The sequence below is a fragment of the Paraburkholderia sp. WC7.3g genome, assembly GCF_050436345.1.
In the GTDB taxonomy this organism is placed as follows: domain Bacteria; phylum Pseudomonadota; class Gammaproteobacteria; order Burkholderiales; family Burkholderiaceae; genus Paraburkholderia; species Paraburkholderia podalyriae.
Genome location: NZ_JBNDMA010000002.1, coordinates 3,227,909 through 3,249,590, shown reverse-complemented (window position 1 = coordinate 3,249,590; position 21,682 = coordinate 3,227,909). Strand labels below are relative to the sequence as shown.

General features: G+C 64.4%; 19 protein-coding genes, 1 tRNA gene and 2 pseudogenes. 13 read left to right on the top strand and 9 right to left on the bottom strand.

The window, feature by feature from the left end:
- Positions 1 to 23: 23 nt before the first annotated feature.
- From OKW43_RS26335 to OKW43_RS26325, 3 genes are all read left to right on the top strand, one after another.
- Positions 24 to 434, top strand: coding sequence for an integration host factor subunit alpha (locus tag OKW43_RS26335; protein ID WP_176108086.1), 411 nt, complete (start codon positions 24 to 26; stop codon positions 432 to 434).
- Positions 435 to 477: 43 nt separating this feature from the next.
- Positions 478 to 885 carry a MerR family transcriptional regulator gene (locus OKW43_RS26330; protein WP_429450681.1) on the top strand — a complete coding sequence of 136 codons (408 nt, stop codon included), beginning with the start codon at positions 478 to 480 and terminating at the stop codon, positions 883 to 885.
- A gap of 76 nt (positions 886 to 961) precedes the next feature.
- Positions 962 to 1,038, top strand: a tRNA-Pro gene (locus OKW43_RS26325).
- Positions 1,039 to 1,169: 131 nt separating this feature from the next.
- Here OKW43_RS26325 and OKW43_RS26320 read toward each other — a convergent pair.
- Positions 1,170 to 1,436, bottom strand: coding sequence for a lysozyme inhibitor LprI family protein (locus OKW43_RS26320; protein WP_429451792.1), 267 nt, complete (start codon positions 1,434 to 1,436; stop codon positions 1,170 to 1,172).
- 49 nt (positions 1,437 to 1,485) lie between these two features.
- Between OKW43_RS26320 and OKW43_RS26315 the strand changes: the two genes are divergently transcribed.
- On the top strand, positions 1,486 to 1,698 hold the full coding sequence (locus tag OKW43_RS26315; RefSeq protein WP_429450679.1) for a hypothetical protein: 213 nt from the start codon (positions 1,486 to 1,488) through the stop codon (positions 1,696 to 1,698).
- A 164-nt stretch (positions 1,699 to 1,862) separates the two neighbouring features.
- On the opposite strand, the pseudogene OKW43_RS26310 reads toward OKW43_RS26315, so the two are convergent.
- Positions 1,863 to 2,576: pseudogene (locus OKW43_RS26310) on the bottom strand (acyl-CoA dehydrogenase family protein); the annotation flags it as partial.
- A gap of 30 nt (positions 2,577 to 2,606) precedes the next feature.
- On the opposite strand from OKW43_RS26310, the pseudogene OKW43_RS26305 reads away from it, so the two are divergent.
- Positions 2,607 to 2,910: pseudogene (locus OKW43_RS26305) on the top strand (LysR family transcriptional regulator); the annotation flags it as partial.
- Between the two features lie 10 nt (positions 2,911 to 2,920).
- Here OKW43_RS26305 and OKW43_RS26300 read toward each other — a convergent pair.
- Complete coding sequence (locus OKW43_RS26300; RefSeq protein ID WP_187634930.1) at positions 2,921 to 3,787, bottom strand: hypothetical protein; 867 nt, start codon at positions 3,785 to 3,787, stop codon at positions 2,921 to 2,923.
- Between the two features lie 321 nt (positions 3,788 to 4,108).
- On the opposite strand from OKW43_RS26300, the gene OKW43_RS26295 reads away from it, so the two are divergent.
- Positions 4,109 to 5,773 (top strand): acyl-CoA synthetase, encoded by a 1,665-nt coding sequence (locus OKW43_RS26295; RefSeq protein ID WP_429450677.1) that lies wholly within the window; start codon positions 4,109 to 4,111, stop codon positions 5,771 to 5,773.
- A 48-nt stretch (positions 5,774 to 5,821) separates the two neighbouring features.
- Entirely contained in the window at positions 5,822 to 6,202 is a 381-nt protein-coding gene (locus OKW43_RS26290; RefSeq protein WP_187634932.1) for a DUF5594 family protein, read from the top strand.
- Between the two features lie 106 nt (positions 6,203 to 6,308).
- Here OKW43_RS26290 and OKW43_RS26285 read toward each other — a convergent pair whose 3' ends face one another.
- Complete coding sequence (locus OKW43_RS26285; RefSeq protein ID WP_429450674.1) at positions 6,309 to 8,426, bottom strand: phosphocholine-specific phospholipase C; 2,118 nt, start codon at positions 8,424 to 8,426, stop codon at positions 6,309 to 6,311.
- 4 nt (positions 8,427 to 8,430) lie between these two features.
- On the opposite strand from OKW43_RS26285, the gene OKW43_RS26280 reads away from it, so the two are divergent.
- Positions 8,431 to 8,928, top strand: coding sequence for a hypothetical protein (locus tag OKW43_RS26280; RefSeq protein WP_429450672.1), 498 nt, complete (start codon positions 8,431 to 8,433; stop codon positions 8,926 to 8,928).
- A 51-nt stretch (positions 8,929 to 8,979) separates the two neighbouring features.
- Here the strand turns inward: OKW43_RS26280 and OKW43_RS26275 are convergent, their stop codons facing one another.
- From OKW43_RS26275 to OKW43_RS26265, 3 genes are all read right to left on the bottom strand, one after another.
- Positions 8,980 to 9,840: an alpha/beta fold hydrolase gene (locus tag OKW43_RS26275; RefSeq protein ID WP_429450670.1), complete on the bottom strand. Its 861-nt coding sequence runs from the start codon at positions 9,838 to 9,840 to the stop codon at positions 8,980 to 8,982.
- 11 nt (positions 9,841 to 9,851) lie between these two features.
- The gene (locus OKW43_RS26270) at positions 9,852 to 11,441 is read right to left on the bottom strand and encodes a benzoate-CoA ligase family protein (RefSeq protein ID WP_429450668.1); all 1,590 of its coding nucleotides are present in this window, start codon (positions 11,439 to 11,441) and stop codon (positions 9,852 to 9,854) included.
- Positions 11,442 to 11,514: 73 nt separating this feature from the next.
- Positions 11,515 to 11,982, bottom strand: coding sequence for a DUF4863 family protein (locus tag OKW43_RS26265; protein ID WP_429450666.1), 468 nt, complete (start codon positions 11,980 to 11,982; stop codon positions 11,515 to 11,517).
- A 176-nt stretch (positions 11,983 to 12,158) separates the two neighbouring features.
- Here OKW43_RS26265 and OKW43_RS26260 point away from each other — a divergent pair, with 176 nt between their 5' ends.
- From OKW43_RS26260 to OKW43_RS26240, 5 genes are all read left to right on the top strand, one after another.
- Positions 12,159 to 13,160: a helix-turn-helix transcriptional regulator gene (locus OKW43_RS26260; protein WP_429450664.1), complete on the top strand. Its 1,002-nt coding sequence runs from the start codon at positions 12,159 to 12,161 to the stop codon at positions 13,158 to 13,160.
- Between the two features lie 113 nt (positions 13,161 to 13,273).
- Positions 13,274 to 14,953, top strand: a complete 1,680-nt coding sequence (gene boxC, locus OKW43_RS26255; protein ID WP_187634939.1) for a 2,3-epoxybenzoyl-CoA dihydrolase — start codon at positions 13,274 to 13,276, stop codon at positions 14,951 to 14,953.
- A 97-nt stretch (positions 14,954 to 15,050) separates the two neighbouring features.
- On the top strand, positions 15,051 to 16,478 hold the full coding sequence (gene boxB / locus OKW43_RS26250; RefSeq protein WP_187634940.1) for a benzoyl-CoA 2,3-epoxidase subunit BoxB: 1,428 nt from the start codon (positions 15,051 to 15,053) through the stop codon (positions 16,476 to 16,478).
- A 57-nt stretch (positions 16,479 to 16,535) separates the two neighbouring features.
- Positions 16,536 to 17,774, top strand: coding sequence for a benzoyl-CoA 2,3-epoxidase subunit BoxA (gene boxA / locus OKW43_RS26245; RefSeq protein WP_429450662.1), 1,239 nt, complete (start codon positions 16,536 to 16,538; stop codon positions 17,772 to 17,774).
- Positions 17,775 to 17,920: 146 nt separating this feature from the next.
- Positions 17,921 to 18,700 (top strand): amino acid ABC transporter substrate-binding protein, encoded by a 780-nt coding sequence (locus tag OKW43_RS26240; protein ID WP_187634942.1) that lies wholly within the window; start codon positions 17,921 to 17,923, stop codon positions 18,698 to 18,700.
- A gap of 128 nt (positions 18,701 to 18,828) precedes the next feature.
- On the opposite strand, the gene leuA is transcribed toward OKW43_RS26240, so the two are convergent.
- Together leuA and OKW43_RS26230 are read right to left on the bottom strand one after the other, a co-directional pair.
- On the bottom strand, positions 18,829 to 20,535 hold the full coding sequence (gene leuA, locus OKW43_RS26235) for a 2-isopropylmalate synthase (RefSeq protein WP_429450660.1): 1,707 nt from the start codon (positions 20,533 to 20,535) through the stop codon (positions 18,829 to 18,831).
- A 335-nt stretch (positions 20,536 to 20,870) separates the two neighbouring features.
- Positions 20,871 to 21,497 (bottom strand): cadmium resistance transporter, encoded by a 627-nt coding sequence (locus OKW43_RS26230; RefSeq protein WP_187634944.1) that lies wholly within the window; start codon positions 21,495 to 21,497, stop codon positions 20,871 to 20,873.
- Positions 21,498 to 21,682: the final 185 nt, after the last annotated feature.

The following is a 21,682-nucleotide window of genomic DNA, read 5'->3' as shown; positions in this document are numbered from 1 at the left end:
GCTTGGCGCGCCATTTGATAGATATGAATGAAATGAACTCGAGTGATTTCGAAGCCCTTCTTACGGCGCAACGCAGCGCCATGATTCGAGAAATTCCGACATCACCCGCGGTCGTTTCGAATGAAACGCCGACGCTCACCAAGGCGGAACTTGCCGAGTTGCTGTTCGACAATGTCGGGCTCAACAAGCGGGAAGCGAAGGACATGGTCGAGGCGTTCTTCGAGGTGATCCGCGATGCGCTCGAGAGCGGCGACAGCGTGAAGCTGTCGGGCTTCGGCAACTTCCAGTTGCGCGACAAGCCGCAGCGTCCCGGCAGAAATCCGAAGACCGGCGAGGCGATTCCGATCGCCGCGCGTCGCGTGGTGACGTTTCATGCAAGTCAGAAGTTGAAGGCGCTCGTCGAAAACGGCGCCGAAGCGAGCTTCGCGCGCTGATCGACTGGCGCGCTTCCGGGCAACCCATCACGGCTAACTGACGATGACAGCGACGATCGAGAAAGTCGTCTTGCCTCCGATTCCGGCGAAGCGGTACTTCACGATTGGCGAGGTCAGCGAACTTTGCGGGGTGAAGCCTCACGTGCTGCGTTACTGGGAGCAGGAGTTCACCCAGTTGAGGCCGGTGAAGCGGCGCGGCAATCGTCGGTATTATCAGCATCATGAGGTGCTGCTGATCCGGCGGATTCGAGAGTTGCTGTACGAGCAGGGTTTTACGATCAACGGGGCACGCAACCGGCTCGATTCACCTCACGGGGCTGGGCCGGACGAGGTGATCGAGGAGCGCGAGGGTGCCGCGGGGCAGGTGCAGGCAGCATCGACCACGATTGCGGTCGATGTCGAGAAGTTGCGCAAGGAACTGCAGAACGTGATCGATCTGCTGGGCCACTAGTTCATGCGCCGGTCCGCTTTGTTCGAGTCGGGCAGTTCTAATCGAATGAAGTGTCTGTTATAATTTTTCTTCTGTTCGGGGCGTAGCGCAGCCTGGTAGCGTACCTGCATGGGGTGCAGGTGGTCGGAGGTTCAAATCCTCTCGCCCCGACCAAGATCAGAAAGGACTTACGGTAGAAGCCGTAAGTCCTTTTTTCTTGGTCGCCGAACAAGTGGCCGCGTTGCCTCCAGTCTGTCAGCACGTCAGGAAGTGCCTGCGGTCCTCGGTTAGAGCGTTGCGCACCCTCATCGGCATCTCGCGTTGTTGATCGCTTTGCTCATCCGCTCGGTCACGGCGGTTTTACACATCGCAACTGCCGTGGGTAGCATCGAGCCGCCGGCCCATTCTCGCGAAGCCGATTTTTCGCACTTGGCGTCACGGCGCTGTTTCCACGCGGTGGGTCCTTTCTCGAGCGAGGCTTTGCAAGTCTCTGATGAACGGACCTTGACCTCCACGACTCGCTCCAGCTTCTGTTCCGCAACGATCTGATCGCGCCACGCGCAAAGACTCATGCTCGACTGAATCGCGTCGCAATGCGCGAGTGCCGCGTCGACTTCGCTCATGGGCAGTCCGCTGCGGTTCGCGACGATGTCGGCTGGATTGGATGCGGCCGCCAGTGCCGAACTGCTAATAACGGCGGCGAATGACCAGGTCCGGCACACGCACTGCCGGTTGCCCGAAGGTGCAATTGTTCGCTACGTCGTTGTGGTAGCGAAGGACCGCACCCTCACGAATCCGCAAGGCAGTCCATCCGGCATTGCTCAACTTTTTTGATTCGCTTGGCAGTGAACCGACCTCGGCGACAAACAAAAAAGAGTGACGCGCGAAAAGCTGATCACTGTTGATTTTCAAAAGGCCGGCGCGAGGCGTGCCGTATTCGCACGCGCCCGCGCACGCGAATCATCACCCTCGAGCCCCCAGCGCCACAAACCGCTCCAGACCGCTTCCGCGCACAGCGCGAGTACGCCGCAATTCACCGCATATTCAAGCGTCGCAAAGCCCTGGTCCACTGAGCCGAACACGCTGTCGTCGCCGAGCGTGACGTTGTCGAACATCACTTCGGCCGCGCGTCCTCCGTCGATCTTGCGATAGCCGCGCACGCTGATACCCGCCGCATCCGTCGGCGCCAGAAACAGCGTGATGCCGGCTTTGGCATCGTCATTGCCGCTCGTGCGTGTCGAGACGAGGAACATCTGAGCATGCTCGCCATGCTGAACGCCGGCCTTTGCGCCGTTTAACGTCCACGCGCCGCGGTTGCCCATGACGCTGCGCCGCGCGCGCGTCATGGCGACCCGAGCCAGTGCGTAATGGCTGTCCGGTTCGTCGTGCGCAAGCGCAACGAGCCGCGAGCCGTCGATCAACGACCCCAGCACCGCCTTCTGCGCGTCGCCGCCCGGCGTGTTCATGTCGATCAGCAGAAAGCTGATGCCTTCCTGTTTGCGCACGCCGGTCGCGGTCCGCAAGAGGCAGAAGATCATGTTCGCGTAATGACCGAGCGTGGTCCAGGTCTTCTGGCCATTGACGATGTAGTGCTCGCCCTTCGCGTCCTTGCCGCGCACCGCCGTCGTGCTGACCGACGCAAGATCGGAGCCCGCGCCCGGCTCCGAATAACCTTGGCACCGCCAGTCGGAACCATCGAGAATGCGTGGCAGCTAGTGACGTTTCTGTGCATCGCTGCCGCGTACGTGGCCTGCGCGTCCCCCGAACTCGCACGGATACACAGCCTGCCGGCGACGCTCGACGACCTGCGCACCGCGCCGCTGATTACCGCGGCCGTGATCGGCAGGCAGTTGCGACTACGTGGTGCAGGACGATTTGAAGCGCGGCGCCGTGCTGACCGCGCTCGATGGGTGGCGGCTCAGCATCTTCGGCACGCCCATGTACATGCTGTACATGGCGAACCGGCATCACACGCGCGCGGCGGCGACGTTCATCGACTTCGTGCTGGAGCAGGCGCAGGGCTCGGGCGCGGGCGGCGCGAACTGAAGCGGCGAACTCAGGCGCCGAGTCTGCGCGCGATGGCCGTCGTGACCATCGGCACGCCGACGCGCAGCAGCTTGCGCACGCCTTCATCGCTGCCGACTTTGCCCACCGCGTTGTCGATCATCGCCTGCATCACGCTCGCCGGATAGAACTCGCGAAACAGCTCGTTCGCGCCGGTTTGCTCGAACACGTGATGCAGGAACGAGCCAACGGGCGGCCCGATGCGCTTGAAGAGTCCCATCTTGACGACACGGTTGTTCCACAGATGCAGCGTGTACGCGTCGGAACAGAGCGCCGCGCACTCGTCGAAATAGCGCGGCAGGAACACCTTGTAGTAATCGTTGAAATGCACCGGATAGAACAGACTTTCGGGAAGACCCGCCTTCACGCCGTAGACGGCGGTCAACAGACGCGGGCCCGTGTCGCCCCACTTCAGTGCCGTGCCCTTCATTGCTTCGACACGTTCGATCAGTTCGTGCAAGCGCGGCTGATCCGGGTCGAGCCGCAGCATCGCCGTGCAGATGCTTGATGAGGTCTCTCGCCCAATCAGGTCGCCCTTGGCGTTGAGATCGAAATCCCGCAACAGCAGCAGATCGGTATCGACCCAGATCTCGTCGGTCCTCGTGAACATCACAAAGCGGAAATAGTCGGTGAAATGCGCCATCGACGGTACGCCGTGAATCGGGAAATCGTGAAGCGAATCGCGCGGCAGTATCGCGGTCGCGTCCTTCGCGATCACGCCGGGCGGCAGACCGGCGATCGGCTCATAGCTATAAAGCGCGACCTCGCTGCCGTACAGCGCGAACGATTTGAGACAGGCGATTTCGTAAGGAGAAAGTTCGGGACCGTGCCAGAACGATGCAAATCTTGCCTTGCGCATATGTCATCCAGGGTAACGATCATGCAGCGCAACATGCGCGCCGGACCGGTGTAACGATCCTAGACGGGCATCGCACAGGTCATACGTAAAGGGCTTGAATCGCACAGGAGTTGTCGCGAAACGTTGAGTTCCTCGCACCATGTCGGCGATTATGGGCGGGACTATGTCGTATGTGGCGAATTCAGTTGCGGGTGGTGATGCATCAACGAATAGCGCGGGATCGTCGGCTAAACTGCAGAAGACCGACCACGCGTACGTATAGCAACCAATGAGCCATGCATGCGCGCCACGCAGAGATAAAGACGATATCAAGGAGACGTGATGAACCTCGACGACGAGACTTACGATTCGCTCACGGCCAATTTCACATGGCGTATTCCGTCGCGCTACAACATCGGCGTCGACACCTGCGACAAATGGGCCGATGGCACGGGGCGTGTCGCGCTGATCTCCGAAGACGCCGATGGCCGCGCGACCCGCTATACGTTCGACGAACTGAAAGCGCTATCCGACCGCTTCGCCAATGCGTTGCTCGCGCTCGGCGCGCGGCGCGGCGAGTGCATCGGCATCTTTCTGTCGCAATCGATCGAAACGGCCATCGCGCATCTCGCCGCGTACAAGGCCGGCATGGTCGCGGTGCCGCTGTTCGCGCTGTTCGGCGTGGACGCGATCGAGCATCGGCTCGGCGACAGCGGCGCGGTGGCGCTGATCACCGATCACGCCGGCGTGCAAAAGGTCGACGAAATTCGCGGCGCGCTGCCCGGGTTGCGGCACGTGTTCAGTGTCGATATCGAGCAGGACGACGAAGCATTGGACGCGCCCGTGCGGTCGTTCTGGCATGCGTTGAATAGCGCCCCCGCTGATTTCACGCCGGTCGATACCGCCGCCGACGATCCCGCGATCATCATCTATACATCGGGCACGACGGGAAAACCGAAGGGCGCGTTGCACGCGCATCGCGTGTTGCTTGGACATCTGCCCGGCGTCGAGATGTCGCAGCAGGGCTTTCCCGCGCACGCGACGCTGATGTGGACGCCCGCGGACTGGGCGTGGATCGGCGGTCTGTTCGACGTGCTGCTGCCATCGTGGCATCACGGTGTCGCGGTGCTCGCGCGCCGCTTTGCGAAATTCGATGGCCACGCCGCGTTCGATCTGCTCGCGCGTCACGCGGTCTCCCATGCGTTCGTGCCGCCGACCGCGCTGAAGATGATGCGCGGCGTCGAGCGGCCCGCCCATCTGCGTCTCGCGTTGCAATCGGTCGCGAGCGGCGGCGAATCGCTGGGCGAGGAACTGATCGGCTGGGGGCGCGAGGCGCTCGGCGTGACGATCAACGAGTTCTACGGGCAGACCGAGTGCAACGTCGTGGTGTCGTCGTGCGCGGCGCTATTCGAGCCGCGCCCCGGCGCGATGGGGCGCGCGGTGCCGGGGCACCATGTCGCGATCATCGATGCCGCCGGCAACGAACTGCCGCCCGGCGCGATCGGCGATATCGCGGTGGCCGCGCCCGATCCGGTGATGTTTGTCGGCTACTGGCGCAATGCTGCGGCCACCAACGACAAATTCCGCGGCAAGTTTCTGCTGACCGGCGATCTCGGCACGCGTGACGCGGACGGCTTCATTCGCTTCGTCGGCCGTGGCGACGACGTGATCACGAGCGCCGGCTACCGGATCGGGCCGGCGTCGATCGAGGATTCGCTGCTGCGTCATCCGGCCGTCGCGATGGCTGCGGTGGTCGGCGCGCCCGATCGCGAGCGCACCGAAATCGTGATGGCGTTCGTCGTGCTGAAAGCCGGCTTCGTCGGCGACGACGCGCTCGTGCGCGAGATCCAGCAGCACGTGAAGACGCGTCTGGCCGCGCACGAATATCCGCGCGAGATTCGCTTCGTCGAAAGCCTGCCGATGACGGCCACCGGCAAGGTGATCCGCAAGGCGCTGCGCGAGGCGGTGACGCATGGACCGGACGCGACTCCACCGGCGAAAAACTGAGTCTGCTACGATGACCGACCCACGATGAGAATCACAACGGAGAGTTGCATGCGCCCGGACAGTGCAATTCGTTTCGACCAGGAGTTCGCGCCGCGTATTGCCGAGGCGATCGCCGCGTGCTTCGCGAAGACCGTGCAAACCGACGTGTTGCCGCACGGCGCACACGGGCAGCCCACCCGCGTGCGAATTCATGCTGCCCCGCTCGATGAACTCGGCCATTACCCGCATCCGTTGAATCTGTATCTGACCTGGGACAGCGGCGAAATAGAAGGGCTGATGGGTGAGCACGGTGCGACGCGTTTCGCCCGATATCTGGCCGCGCTGCCGCGCAAGCTCAATGCGTGGACCCAGGCGCGCGAACTCGATTTCTCCACGCATACGCAGGGTGAGCCGGTGACGCTGATTGGCGGGCTCGATTTCGAGTCGTAGACGCGCGCGCGTCTGCGGGTTTGCGTTCGTGAGCTGGATAAAAAACGGCCGCTGTGTTCGAGGAGCCAGCGGCCGTTGCTGTTGCACAGTTGGGTGACAGCGACGCTCAGCCGCCCAACGCCGGATCGCTCATGCTCTGACTGCCGGTCTCCACGTGACCCGCGAAGCGGCGCGCGAACGTCGGGTCGGTGTCGACGGTGATCGTCAGATCGTACCAGCCGTAGGCGTTGCGCAGATCGAGGTACACATTGTCGGTGTCGCCGCCGCGCACCGAATGCGTGATCACGTGGTTCGCGTCGCAGGCGTTGACGATCGTGAACTGGCAACGCGCGCTGCCGACGTTCTCGAGGCGCAGTTGCAGATTGCCGTTCGCGACATCGTAGCCTTCGGCGACGGCCGGTCGTGCGGTATCCGAACCATTCCACCCATTGCGCGCGACCAGCTTGCCCGCGAAGCGGCGCAGGAAACCATTCGGGCCGTGCACGCTGAAGTCGTAGCTGCCATCGGCATTGACCAGCAACGAGTCCTGCAGATGCTTGCCCGCTTCGACGGTATAGCTGCGCGGCGCGTCAGCGCTGTTCGCCGCGTACATGAGAAACACCGCGCCCGCGCGGCCCGTGTTGACGAAGCGCATCGCCAGCTTGCCGTTCGAACCTTCGTCGACGCGCACGAACAGTTCGTACGGCAACGCGCGCGCCGGGCGAACGCCCGGTTCCTGCTTCGGCACCGTCTGCACCGTCGGCGGTTGCGGCACGTAATCCGGGTGACGGTTCTGGTCGGGCGGCACGTAGCCGCTCGTGCTCGGCAGCGACGGCACCGAAGCGTTCGGATTCGCGAAGTTGAACGCCGAGCTCAGATCGCCGCACACCGCGCGACGCCACGGCGTGATGTTCGATTCGCCGAGATTGTGCTGCTGGCCGAAGCGCTTTTCGATGAAGCGGATCACCGACGTATGGTCGAACACTTCCGAGCACACGTAGCCGCCTTTGGACCACGGCGAGACCACCAGCATCGGCACGCGCGGTCCGAGCCCGTAGGGCCCGGCGACGTTCTTCGCATCGCCGGCATAGATGTCGTGCGTGACGTTGACGGTCGACAGACCGTTCGCGCTCGACGCGGCCGCGAACGGCGCCGCGATGTGATCGAAGAAGCCGTCGTTTTCGTCGTAGTTGATCAGCAGCACGGTCTTGCTCCACACGTCCGGGTTCGACGTGAGGATCTGCAGCACCTGATCGATGTACCACGCGCCGTAGTTGGTGGGCCAGTTCGGATGCTCGCAGTACGCTTCGGGCGCGACGATCCACGACACTTGCGGAAGCGTGCCGTTTTGCACGTCGCGCTTCAGGATGTCGAAGTAGCCGTCGCCGTTCGCCGCGTTGGTGCCGGTTCGCGCGTTGTCGTACAGCGGGTTGCCCGGCTGCGCGTTGCGGTACTGGTTGAAATAGAGCAGCGAGTTGTCGCCGTAGTTGCCGATGTACGCGTTCTGCGTCCAGCCCCACGAACCGTTCGCGTCGAGCCCGGTTCCGATGTCCTGATAGATTTTCCACGAGATGCCCGCGTTTTGCAGCACTTCGGGGTAGGTCGACCAGCCGTAGCCGAGTTCCGAATTGTCGATCACCGGACCGCCGCCGCTGCCGTCGTTGCCGACCCAGCCGCTCCACATGTAGTAGCGGTTCGGATCGGTCGGGCCCATCAGCGAGCAGTGATACGCGTCGCAGATCGTGAATGCGTCGGCGAGCTGATAGTGGAACGGGATGTCGTCGCGGGTCAGGTAAGCCATCGTGGTCGCGCCTTTCGATGGCACCCACTGATCGTTGCGGCCGCCGTTCCATGCCGCGTGCGTGGTGCCCCAGTCGTGCGCGAGATCCTGCAGGAATTGCAGACCGAGGTTCGGCGCGGCGGGACGGAACGGCAGCACGTAGCTGGCGCCGGCGGTGTCGGTGGTGAGCGGCTGATACCACACCGGCTGGCCGTTCGCGAGGTTGATCGCGCGCGTGTCGCCGAAGCCGCGCACGCCTTTGAGCGTGCCGAAGTAGTGGTCGAACGAGCGGTTCTCCTGCATCAGCACGACGATGTGCTCGACGTCGCGGATCGTGCCGGTCCGGTTGTTGGCCGGAATCGCGAGCGCATTGCGGATGCCCGGCGGCAGCATGCTTAGCGCGGTGAAGGAACCGGCGGCTTGCGCGGCCGAGCGCAGAAAATCACGGCGATTGTTTGAGGTCATGGTTGTGGCTTTGATCTTCGGTGGACGAGAACGGCACGGGGACAAGGAATTGCGGTACTGGAACGGCGCTGCTGCGTCGGCCGCGCGAAGCCAGGCTAGCGGCCGCGCGCGGCGCGATTGTCAATCGACGCTATGGATGACGGGGCTGGCCAGCGGCGGCGAGGTGGCGGACATCGCCGTGGCGGCTTCGGACGCGGGCGCCGCCGGTGTCTGGACCGTCAGCGTCGGCGGCGCGGAGTCGGCCGGCGGCGTGGCGTTCGATGGGTCGCCGGGGTTAGCGGCGGCATGCCCTGTGGAACTGATCGTAGTCGTGCTGGCGGGCGGGTCGTCGTTGCTGCATGCGCTCGCCAGCGCGCACAGCGCGATGACGGCCACAGCGAGCGTCAATCGTTTGCGCCGCGGCGCACGGATCGGCTTCGACACGAAGGGCATGGCACTGTCTCCGGGCGGGGAAGGGATGCCTCGCCATCGATGTGCCGAGGTCAGCGATGCCGCAGCATAATCGCCGATCCATGTAATTTTTATGAAGTATCGGTAACAGGCAGGGTGCCGCTTATCGGTGCGCGCGCACGAACGCCGCGATCGCGTCGTTGAGCGCGGCGGGCGCGTCGCGATGCGGCGAGTGTCCGCATGCGTCGAGCTTGACGAGTTGCGCGTGCGGCACGTGCGCGGCGATCGTGTCGACCTGCGCCATCGTGCCGTAGTTGTCGTCGTGGCCCTGGATCGCGAGCAGCGGTCGACGGATCGGCGCGAGCGCCTCGACGATCGACCACCGCCTGAACTCGGGATCGAGCCAGATATCGTTCCAGCCGTAGAACGCGGAATCGACGTCCGCGTGATAGCGCGCGAGCTTCGCGCGTAACTCGGTGGTTTCGTAAAGCTGTTTCGTTTGGGCGATGCTTTGCACCGAGATGTCTTCGACGAATACGTGCGGCGCCATCACGACCGCGCCCGCGAGCGCATCGGGAAAGAGCGCCGCGTACAGCAGCGCGATCGACGCGCCGTCGCTATGGCCGATCACCCACATGCGCTGACGTTGCCGCAGCTCGACATCGAGCGCGTCGAGCAGAGCGGGGAGGATGTCACGCGCCTGCGCGGTCATGAAATCGACCGGCCATTTGTCGTGAGGCGCACGCGGTGTCGAGAGTCCGTAGCCGGGCCGCGAGTAGACGAGCCCGCGCATGCCGAGACGCTCGCACATCGTCCGCGGCCAGTCGCGCCACATCGCGATCGAGCCGAGACCTTCGTGCAGGAATACCGCGATCGGCGGATCGTCCGCCTGAGCATTCGCCTGCTCGTCGACCCAGCGGTACTCGATGCGCAGCGGCCCATGCGACGCGGTGGCGGGCAGTTCGGCAAAGCTGCTGGCGGCACTCGCGCGGGAAGCGGCAGCGGCGGTAGCTCGGTTCTGCATCAATGAATCACCTATGACTGTTCGCGCAGCTTGAAGCGTTGAATCTTGCCGGTGGCGGTTTTCGGCAGATCGTCGGCGAACACGATATCGCGCGGGTACTTGTGCGGCGCGAGCCGCTCCTTGACGAAGACCTTCAGTTCGTCCGCGAGCACGTCGGACGGAATGAAGTTGCGCTTGAGCACGACGAACGCGCGCGATTTCACGAGCCCGCCATGATCGACGCCGACCACCGCGGCCTCGAGCACCGCGGGATGCGCGACGAGCACCATCTCGACCTCGACCGGCGACACGTACTGGCCGCTCACTTTCAGCATGTCGTCACTGCGGCCCGCGTAGACATAGCAGCCGTTCGCGAGACGCCGATATTTGTCGCCGCTTCTGATCCATTCGCCGAGAAAGGTCGCGCGCGTTTTCTCGCGATTGCTCCAGTACATCAGCGCCGCGCTCGGCCCCTTGATGAACAGATCGCCGACTTCGCCATCGGGTACCGGCCGCCCCGCTTCGTCGCGCAACTCGACTTCGTAGCCCGGCACGGGGCGCCCGGTCGTGCCGTATTCGACTTCGCCCGCGCGATTCGACAGGAAGATGTGCAGCATTTCCGTCGAGCCGATGCCATCGAGAATCTCGGCGCCGAAGTGCGCGGTGAAGCGTTCGCCGACGTCGCGCGGCAACGCCTCGCCCGCCGACGCGCACACGCGTATCGCGACGTCGGCGCGCGCGGGCAGATTGGGCGACACCAGCATGTTCGCGTACAAGGTCGGGACCCCGTAGAACACGGTCGGACGATGCCGGACGAGGCGCGCGAAGATCGCATCGGCGCTCGGGCGCTCGGCCATCAGGATCGCGGTCGCGCCAACCGACAGCGGAAACGTCAGCGCGTTGCCGAGCCCATACGCAAAGAACAGTTTCGCCGCCGAGAACACCACGTCGCTCTCGACGATGCCGAGCACCGGCTTCGCATACAGTTCGGCGGTCCAGTACAGATTCGCGTGCGTGTGGACGGTGCCTTTCGGCTTGCCGGTCGAGCCCGACGAATAGAGCCAGAACGCGATGTCGTCCGCGTTGCTCGCACAGCCCTTGGCCGCGGGCGCTGCGGCGTCGACCAGCGTTTCGAAGCGAGGCGGGGCAAGCGGCGCCTCGGCGGAGCTGGCAGGCTGCGAGACGATCAGCTGGCAGCCGTCGTCGTCGCTGCTGCACAGCGCGTCCGTCACGTGAGGTAGCAGCGGTTGCGAAACGATGACCGCTCGCGCATGGCTATGCGTCAGCATGTACGTATAGTCGGCGGCGCTCAGCAGGGTATTCGCGACGACCGGCACGATGCCGGCGTACAGCGCACCAAGAAACGCGACCGGCAGCGCTACGGTGTCGAGCATCACGAGCAGCACGCGCTCCTCGGGATGCACACCCAGCGCGCGCAGTGCGGTGGCGCAGCGCCGCGCGCGTTGTTCCAGCTCGCCGTAGGTCATCGCGCCGTGGTCGTCGATATAGGCGAGCTTGCTCGCGCGCGCTTCGTTCAACTGGAACAGATGCGTCGCGAAGTTGAACAGCGGGGGCGGCGGCGCGACCGGCTGCGGCGCGCTCGTTTCCTGCAGGGCTTCCATATGTCTCCTCCATCCGTGGGCACGGTCCGGCTGTTGTTTGCTCGTGAACCGCTCGATGCTTGCCAGTCGCTGCTCACGCGCGCGTGAATTCGATCGCCCCTTGCGGCAGCAGATACAGCACCAGCGCCTGGCCGTTCGCGACGGTCGGACGATGCGCCGAGCCGGGGCCGTACACGCACCAGCCGGCCGGATGGCCGTCGAACGTCGCGCCTGCGGTGAGCGGCATGATCAGATCGATTTCGCCGTGCGGATGGACGTGGTGCGGACCGACAATGTCCTGCATGTCGACGACGTCGACGGAAAAGCCATGCGTGTCGGGCAGCGCGTTGAAGATGCGGCCGTAGCGGATGCCGCCGGCCGCCCGGTTGCACAGCCAGCCTTCGGCGACGCCGTTGCGACAGGCGTTTGCCAGTTCGTCGAAGGTGGGACTGTCGGCGGCCCAGGTGTCGTTCAGCCAGGTCGCGAGCGAATCGTCGAGCGGCCGCCCGGCGAGTTGCCCAGTGACGCCTGCGATCAGGCGCTGGAATTCCTGTGCGGACATGCGAGACTCCAGGAGCGCTCACGCGTGTTGCGGCGCTGTCTGCGTGACGCCGCCGGAACGCCAGGCGACGCATGACTGTGTTTGTGATTCGATCAGCTTTTGGCGAAAATTAAACCGTTCACCTGATGCGTGTCAAGCACTATAGTACATGTATCGAAGTCACGAGGTCGCAAAACATGAATCAAAAGTACCCTCCCGCACCGTTGGACGAAGCCGCCGACGACGCAGCCCGCGTCGAACGCCCCCAGCGCGCGGGTGAGCGCACGGCCGAACGTGGCGGCGAGCGTGAAGAGCGCGACCCGTTCCTGACCGCGATGGGCGAGCGCGTGCGTCTGCTGCGCGCGCGCCGCGGCATGACGCGCAAGACGCTGGCGGCCGAAACCGGTTTGTCGGAGCGACATCTGGCGAACCTTGAATCGGGCGTCGGGAATGCGTCGGTGCTGGTGCTGCGGCAGCTCGCGATCACGCTGAACTGCCCGCTCGCCGAGGTGATCGGCGATGAGACCACCGCGTCCGCCGAATGGCTATTGATTCGCGAGCTGCTGCAGGGCCGCGACCAGGCGGCGCTGCAACGTGCGCGCATCGCGCTCGCGGAGATGTTCGCGCAGGCGCCGCGCGACCCGCACCGCAACGACCGCATCGCGCTGATCGGCCTGCGTGGCGCCGGCAAGTCGACGCTCGGACGCATGCTCGCGCAGGAGCGCAAGGTGCCGTTCATCGAGCTGACGCGCGTGATCGAACAGCTCGCGGGCTGTCCGCCGTCGGAGATCCATTCGCTGTACGGCGCGAGCGCGTATCGACGTTACGAGCATCGTGCGCTCGAGGCGGTGGTCCATGAGCATTCGCACGCGGTGATCGCGTCGCCGGGAGGGCTCGTGTCGGAATCGGGCACGTTCAACGTGCTGCTGTCGCGCTGCTTCACCGTGTGGCTGCAGGCGACGCCCGACGAGCATATGCGCCGCGTCGTCGCGCAAGGCGATCTGCGGCCGATGTCCGGAAGCCGCGAGGCAATGGACGACCTGAAGCGCATCCTCGCCGGGCGCGCCGAGCTATACGGGCGCGCGGACATGACGTTCGACACCAGCGAGAAGACGCTCGCCGATGCCTACCTGCAGTTGCGGGACCGTCTCGCCGCGCGTCTCGCGGCGCAAGCGCCCGACGAAGCGCGCTTGAACTGACGAGGCGCACACGCCAGGGTTTCCCCGTAAAAGGCATTAAAGTGCTTTGCGTGGATAATGACGATGCACTATTGTGCAATCACAGATTGCATCGTCCAGTCAGGAGACGCCCCATGTCCACAGCACCCCCCGCCGTTGCTCAGGCCGCGCCGGTCGACTACCGCACCGATCCGTCGCAGTACCAGCACTGGAAGCTCAGCTTCAACGGTCCGGTCGCGACGCTCGGCCTCGACATCGCCGAGGACGGCGGCATTCGCGACGGCTACAAGCTGAAGCTCAATTCGTATGATCTCGGCGTCGATATCGAGCTGCACGACGCGATTCAGCGCATTCGCTTCGAGCATCCGGAAGTCCGCACGGTGGTGGTGACGAGCCTGAAGGATCGAGTGTTCTGCTCGGGCGCGAATATCTTCATGCTGGGGCTGTCGTCGCACGCATGGAAGGTCAACTTCTGCAAGTTCACGAACGAAACCCGCAACGGGCTGGAAGACGCGTCACGCCATTCGGGTCTGAAGTTTCTCGCCGCGGTGAACGGTGCCTGCGCGGGCGGCGGTTATGAACTCGCGCTCGCCTGCGACGAAATCTATCTGATCGACGATCGTTCCTCTTCGGTGTCGCTGCCGGAAGTGCCGCTGCTCGGCGTGCTGCCCGGCACCGGCGGACTCACGCGCGTGACCGATAAGCGCAAGGTGCGCCACGATCGCGCGGATATCTTCTGCACGGTGGTCGAGGGCGTGCGCGGCGAACGCGCGAAGGCCTGGCGTCTCGTCGACGAAGTCGTGAAGCCGAACCGGTTCGAAGAGGCGATTCAGGCACGCGCGCTCGAACTGGCCGCGCACAGCGATCGTCCAGCCGGAGCGCCAGGCGTCGCGCTCGCGCGCATCGAACGCACGGATCGCGAAGATGGCATCGGCTATCGAACGGTCGACGTCACGATCGATCGCGCGAAACGGGTGGCGACCTTCACCGCGCGCGCGCCGCACACCGAGCAACCGGGCGAACTCGCCGCGATCGTCGCGGCCGGCGCGAACTGGTGGCCGCTGCAATTCGCGCGCGAACTCGACGACGCGATCCTGTCGATGCGCACCAACGCGCTCGACATCGGCACCTGGGTGTTCAAGACCGAAGGCGACGCGCGCCACCTGCTCGCGGTCGACGCGACGCTGCTGCAGCACAAGGATCACTGGTTCGTGCGCGAAACGATCGGCATGCTGCGCCGCACGCTCGCGCGCATCGATGTGTCGTCGCGCTCCGTCTTTACGCTGGTCGAAGCTGGCTCATGCTTTGCCGGTACGTTCGCTGAACTCGCGTTCGCCGCCGATCGCACCTACATGGCCGCGCTGCCCGAGAACGAGGACGAGGAGCCGGCGATCACGCTGACGGAAGTCAACTTCGGTCTGTATCCGATGGTCACGCATCAATCCCGGCTCGCGCGACGCTTCTACGAAGAAGCCGAGCCGCTCGACGCAGTACGCGCGCTGATCGGCCAGCCGGTCAAGGCGCTCGACGCCGAGCGGCTCGGTCTCGTCACCGCGTCGCCGGACGACATCGATTGGGCTGATGAAATCCGCATCGCGCTCGAGGAGCGCGCGGCGATGTCGCCCGATGCATTGACGGGCCTCGAAGCGAATCTGCGCTTCAACGGGCCGGAGACGATGGAGACGCGCATTTTCGGCCGTCTGAGCGCCTGGCAGAACTGGATTTTCAACCGGCCGAACGCAGTGGGCGAGAAAGGTGCGCTCAAGGTGTACGGCAAGGGCAGCAAGGCGCAATTCGATGTGTCGCGCGTGTGAGATGCGCCGCGCTCACTCCGACTGAACGACGTCGCTTGCCGATACGCGCCTCACGCCAGTGCAGCTTTCGAATAGGAACCGTCCCAGGGAACCGACCATGTCCTCGATCAACTACAGCGAAAAGATTCCGAACAACGTCAACCTCGCCGACGACCGCGCGCTGCAACGCGCGCTCGAGCAATGGCAGCCGAACTTTCTGTCATGGTGGGGCGATATGGGCCCGGAAGGCTCGCACGGCTACGACGTGTATCTGCGTACCGCGGTCAGCGTCGACGCGGGCGGCTGGGCCCACTTCGATTACGTGAAAATGCCGGAGTACCGCTGGGGCATTTTCCTCACGCCGGGCGAGCAGGATCGCAAGATCCACTTCGGCGAGCACAAGGGCGAAGCCGCGTGGCAGGACGTGCCCGGCGAGCATCGCGCGAACCTGCGTCGCATCATCGTCACGCAGGGCGATACGGAGCCGGCTTCGGTCGAGCAGCAGCGTCATCTCGGCTCGACCGCGCCGTCGCTGTACGATCTGCGCAACCTGTTCCAGGTCAACGTCGAGGAGGGCCGTCATCTGTGGGCGATGGTGTATCTGCTGCATCGCTACTTCGGGCGCGACGGCCGGGAGGAGGCCGAAGCATTGCTCGGCCGTCGCTCGGGCGACGAAGACAATCCGCGCATTCTCGGCGCGTTTAACGAGAAAACGCCGGACTGGCTCGCGTTCTACATGTTCACGTACTTCACCGACCGCGACGGCAAGTTCCAGTTGTCGGCGCTCGCGGAGTCGGGCTTCGATCCGCTCGCGCGCACGACGAAGTTCATGCTGACCGAGGAAGCGCATCACATGTTCGTCGGCGAATCGGGCGTGTCGCGCGTGATCCAGCGCAGCGCTCAGGTGATGAACGAGCTCGGCACCGACGATGCCGCGAAGATCCGCGCGGCCGGCGTGATCGATCTGCCGACCATCCAACGCTATCTGAACTTCCATTATTCGGTCACGATCGACCTGTTCGGCGCCGATCATTCGTCGAACGCGGCGACGTTCTATAGCTCGGGTCTGAAGGGCCGCTACGAGGAAGGCAAGCGCGACGACGATCATCGCCTGAACGAGCATGGCTACAAGCTGCTCGACGTGAAGGACGGCAGGCTCGTCGAGCGCGAGGTGCCGATGCTCAACGCGATGAACGAAGTACTGCGCGACGATTACATCAAGGACTCGGTCGCGGGCGTCGGCCGCTGGAACAAGGTGCTCGAGAAGGCCGGCATCGACTTTCGGATGACGGTGCCGCACAAGGCGTTCAACCGGCAGATCGGCACGTTCGCGGGCACGCGGGTGTCGCCCGATGGCCGCGTGCTCAGCGAAGCCGAATGGGCCGCGAACGAAGCGAACTGGCTCGCGACGCCCGCAGACCGCGCGTTCGTCGCGTCGCTGATGGGCCGCGTCGCCGAGCCAGGCAAGTTCGCGAACTGGATCGCGCCGCCCGCGATGGGCGTGAACCGTCAGCCGGTCGATTTCGAATACGTGCGCTTCAACTGAAGCAGGCGACGCACGAAAGGCACGCCGCGCGCGCCGTATTACCAGGTGGAGGAAGTCATGAACGGCCCAGTATCGATCGAAGTCATGCGGCAGCATCTGATCGATCCGGAGATCTGCATTCGCTGCAATACCTGCGAAGAGACTTGTCCGATCGACGCGATCACGCACGACGACAACAACTACGTCGTGAAGGCCGAAGTCTGCAACGGCTGCATGGCCTGCGTGCCGCCGTGCCCGACCGGCGCGATCGACAACTGGCGCACGGTGCCGAAGGCCGACGCGTATTCGATCGACGAGCAGTTCAAGTGGGACGTGCTGCCGGAGCAGAACACGATGGCGGTGCCGGCGGAAGAAGCGGCGGCCGTTTGCGCTTCGGGCGACGCCTCCGCCGAGGCGGACGGCATCGAAGTCGACACCATGCGCGGCGCGGTCGTGCCGCCGTGGTCGGCCGCGAAGCCGTACGTGAATCTCTACACGCACCACGCGCCGACCACCGCGACGGTGGTCGGCAACTACCGGCTCACCGACGGCGCGACATCGAGCGACATCCATCACATCGTGCTCGATTTCGGCTCGATGCCGTTTCCGGTGCTCGAAGGCCAGTCGATCGGCATTCTGCCGCCGGGAGTTGCCGCCGACGGCCGCGTGCATCACGCGCGCCAGTACTCGGTGGCCAGTCCGCGCGACGGCGAGCGGCCCGGCTATAACAACGTGTCGCTGACGGTCAAGCGTGTGTCGCAGCAGCACGGCGACGCAATCGACGGCGTTTGCTCGAACTATTTGTGCGATCTGAAGAAGGGCGACGTGGTCAACGTGATCGGCCCGTTCGGCAGCACCTTCCTGATGCCCAATCATCCGAACTCGCATCTTCTGATGATCTGCACGGGCACCGGTTCCGCGCCGATGCGCGCGATGACCGAGTATCGCCGGCGCAAGCGTCTGAAAGGCGCGACCGGCAAGCTGATGCTGTTCTTCGGCGCGCGCACCCAGCAGGAGCTGCCGTACTTTGGACCGCTGACCAATCTGCCGAAGGATTTCATCGACACGACGCTCGCGTTTTCGCGCACGCCGGGGCAGACGAAGCGCTACGTGCAGGACGCGATGCGTGAACGCGGCTCGGACGTCGCGAACCTGCTGAAGGACGACAACACCTATATCTACGTGTGCGGCCTCAAAGGCATGGAGGACGGCGTGCTGCAGGCGCTCAAGGACATCGGCGAGCAGCATCGGCTCGGTTGGGAAGCGTTGTGGGCGAAGCTGAAGCGCGAAGGGCGCTTGCATCTGGAGACGTACTGAGCGGGCGCCGGCGCGGCCACGCGCGAAGCGCTTTGAAAATCGCGGATGGTTTGCTACAGTCGGCCCACGCAGCCGGCCGCGCGTCGGTATCGCCCGCCAAACGCGGCAGTCCGCGATCTGCGCAGCCACTGAGCCGGAGCCGTCCGATGAAGCCGATTCGTTCACTCGCGATGATCGCGCTGTTGCAGGCCGCACTCGCGCATCCGGCGAGCGCCGACGATCTGGCGAAGATCAAGGCATCGGGCGTGTTCCGGATCGGCACCGAAGGCACTTACGCACCGTTCACCTACCACGACGACGCGGGCAAGCTGACCGGCTTCGACGTCGAACTCGCCAGCGCGATCGCGCAGCGTCTCGGCGTCAGGCCGCAATTCATCGAAAGCAAATGGGACGGGCTGATCGCCGGTCTCGACGTCAATCGTTACGACGCGGTGATCAACGAGGTCGCGATCACCGACGATCGCAAGCTCAAATACGATTACTCGGACCCGTACATCACATCGCATGCGGTGCTGATCGTCGCGTCGGACAATACGACGATCAAATCTTTCGATGACCTGAAGGGCCGGAAATCGGCCAATACGCCGACCAGCAACGTCGGCAGGATCGCGGCGGCGCACGGTGCGCAGGTGATTCCGGCGCTGGGCTTCGACGAATCGATCGATCTGCTCATAGCGGGCCGCGTCGACGCGACCGTCAACGATTCATTGTCGTTTCTCGACTACAGGAAGCGCGAGCCCGACGCGAAGATCAAAGTCGTCGCGGTCGATACGTCGCCTGACAGCAGCGACAAGTCGGCCGTACTGATGCGCAAGGGCAATCCGAAGCTGCGGGTGGCGATCGACGACGCGCTCGCCGGCATCAGAAAAGACGGTACTTATCAGCGCATTTCGCTGAAGTACTTCGGCCGGGACGTGTTTCACTGAACGTCGGCCGACGCTGACGCGGATAAACCTACGTTAAAAAACAAGGGGCGTCGAAGCGCCCCTTGTCTGTTGCCGTCAGCCCGACGAACCTGCGGCGCGCCGCAGATTCAACGCGGCAGACCGCGGCCTTACACCGTCGCGTCGCTCAGCGCGGCGTCGAAGAAGCGCTGCTGGGCATCCGCGTTCACGCGTGCATAGGCGCGGTTGACACCGCTGATCACCGCGCGAATCGACGCGGTGATCAGATTCGCATCGACACCGACGCCGAACGCGCTGCCGGCCACATCGGCGCCGGCCATTTCGGCGATTGCGATCGCGCGCGCATCGGCGCCCTGCGTGAGCGCGCGCTCCTCGTAGTGCTGGATGCGCACGGGCACGTCGAAAGCGTGCATCAGCGCGTCGAGCGGGCCGTTGCCGGCGCCGGTCAGCACGCGCGGCGTGCCGTTGATTTCGACGTTGAGCTTGATGTGCTCGCGGCCTTCATGCTCGGACAGGCTGTGGCTGATATAGCGGAGCGGCTCCGCCGTGCGCACGTATTCCTGCTGGAACAGTTCCCAGATCTGCGTGGGCGTGACTTCCTGGCCGCTCTGATCGGTGAAACGTTGCACGGCCGAGCTGAAGTCCACCTGCAGACGGCGCGGCAACACGACGCCGTAGCTCTGCTCGAGCAGATACGCGATACCGCCTTTGCCCGACTGGCTGTTCACGCGAATCACGGAGTCGTAGGTACGGCCGAGGTCGCTCGGATCGATCGGCATGTACGGCACTTCCCAGATCGCGTCCGGCTTCTGCGCGGCGAAGCCCTTCCTGATTGCGTCCTGGTGCGAGCCCGAGAACGCGGTGAAGACCAGATCGCCGACATACGGATGACGCGGATGCACCGGCAACTGCGTGCATTCTTCGGCGGTGCGCGCGACTTCGTTGATGTTCGAGAAATCGAGTTCGGGATCGACGCCCTGCGTGTACAGATTCAACGCGAGCGTGACGAGGTCGACGTTGCCGGTGCGCTCGCCGTTGCCGAACAAGCAACCTTCGACGCGATCCGCGCCCGCCATCACCGCGAGCTCCGCGGCCGCGACGGCCGTGCCGCGGTCGTTATGCGGGTGGACGGAGACGATCAGCGAATCGCGGCGCGCGAGATTGCGGTGCATCCATTCGATCTGGTCCGCGTAGACGTTCGGCGTGGCCATTTCGACGGTGGCCGGCAGATTGACGATCGCCTTGTGCCCGGGCGTCGGTTGCCAGATGTCGAACACCGCGTCGCAGACTTCCTTCGCGAATTCGAGCTCGGTGCCGCTGAACACTTCCGGGCTGTACTGCAGCGTGAAGTGCGTTTGCGGCTGAGCGTCGGCGAGGCGTTTCATCGTGCGCGCGGCCTTCTGCGCGAGTTCGATCACGCCGCTCTTTTCGAGGCCGAACACGATCTTGCGGAATTCCGGCGCGGTCGCGTTGTACAGATGGACGATCGCGCGGGGGGCGCCGCGCAACGATTCGAAAGTACGCTCGATCAGATCGTCGCGCGCCTGCGTGAGCACTTCGATCGTCACGTCGTCGGGAATATGGCCGCCCTCGATCAGCTCGCGCACGAAGTTGAAATCGGTCTGCGACGCCGACGGAAACGCGACTTCGATTTCCTTGAAGCCGATCTGCACCAGCGTCTTGAACATGCGCATTTTGCGCTCGGCGTTCATCGGCTCGAACAGCGCCTGGTTGCCGTCGCGCAGATCGGTGCTCATCCAGATCGGCGCGCGCGTGATTGTGCGCGACGGCCACTGGCGATCCGTCAAATTGATCGGCTTGAACGAACGGTACTTGGTAGCAGGGTTTTTCAACATTTTCATCATCCGGGGGAGAGACCGTGGAACGGGTGTCGACCGGACGACGAAAACGCGATACTGGGCCGCCGGTCGGAAACCGGGGCTGGGTCAGTTACTGGGGATTCAAGCGATGCTTCGGTGTTTCAGAGAGAAGCGGACGCGCGCAGCAGCAGACCTAGCCCGGTAGAGCGGGCTAGTAGTAGCGATAGGGTGGTCTGGGCGCGGTACATAGTGCGCAATGGGACCATATTATTGAGAGTGCGTCAAGGGCCGAGGTGGGATGGGCCGCGACATGCCCGGCTGCAGAAGCGGGCGAACGGCCCGGTCAGTGCCGCGACCCAGCCCCGCGTTGCTCATCCGCCGAACAAAAGCCGCAGCGTATCGTTGTTCACGATCACCGATACGCCTATCGCGAGCAGGATCAGCGGCAGCAGCGCCGAGCCGTACCGCCGGATCGGCGCGCCGAGCAACGGATGATCGACGAGCCATGCCGCGCCCGCGCACCACAGCCCGATCATGACGATGAACACCAGCGAAACGAGCGCGTTCGCGGCAGCCGTATGGCTCGCGTACAGCGGCACGTAGACGGCGAGGTTGTCCGAGCCGTTGGCGATTGCGACGCTTGCGACGGTCCAGCTCGATGAACCGCGAATGGATGTCGGTGCGCTTGGGAGGCTGTCCTCGCCAGCCTCGCCAGGGTTGCGCTGCGCATGGCCGGGACCGAAGCGCTGCCATGCGTTGTGCAAGCCGACGACGATCGGCAGTAAGCCGAGCAGGCCCACATAACCGGCCGGCAGGCGCGTGAGCAAGGCCGCGAGCACGAGCGCCGCGGCGACGAGGATCAATGATCCCGCGTACTGCCCTGCGACCACGCTGCGCCGCTGGGCGCCCGCTTCGGTCAGAAAGCCGAGCAGCACGAACAGGTTGTCGATATTGGTCGCGGCGTAGGCGGCGATCGCGAGCAGGACGAGGCTGAGCATGAAGAAGTCGGGGTCGATACTGGGGGGGAAGTCGCTTCGATTTCGCCGCGCAATGTGGCCAGTCAGGCGGACGATTGCGCCACCGACCGCGCGGCCGGTCAACACGATGCCGATGTGCCGCGTCAAGGTCAAGCGGCCGACAGCCGCGGAGCCGGGCGACGGGGCCGTAAGCTACAATGACCGAC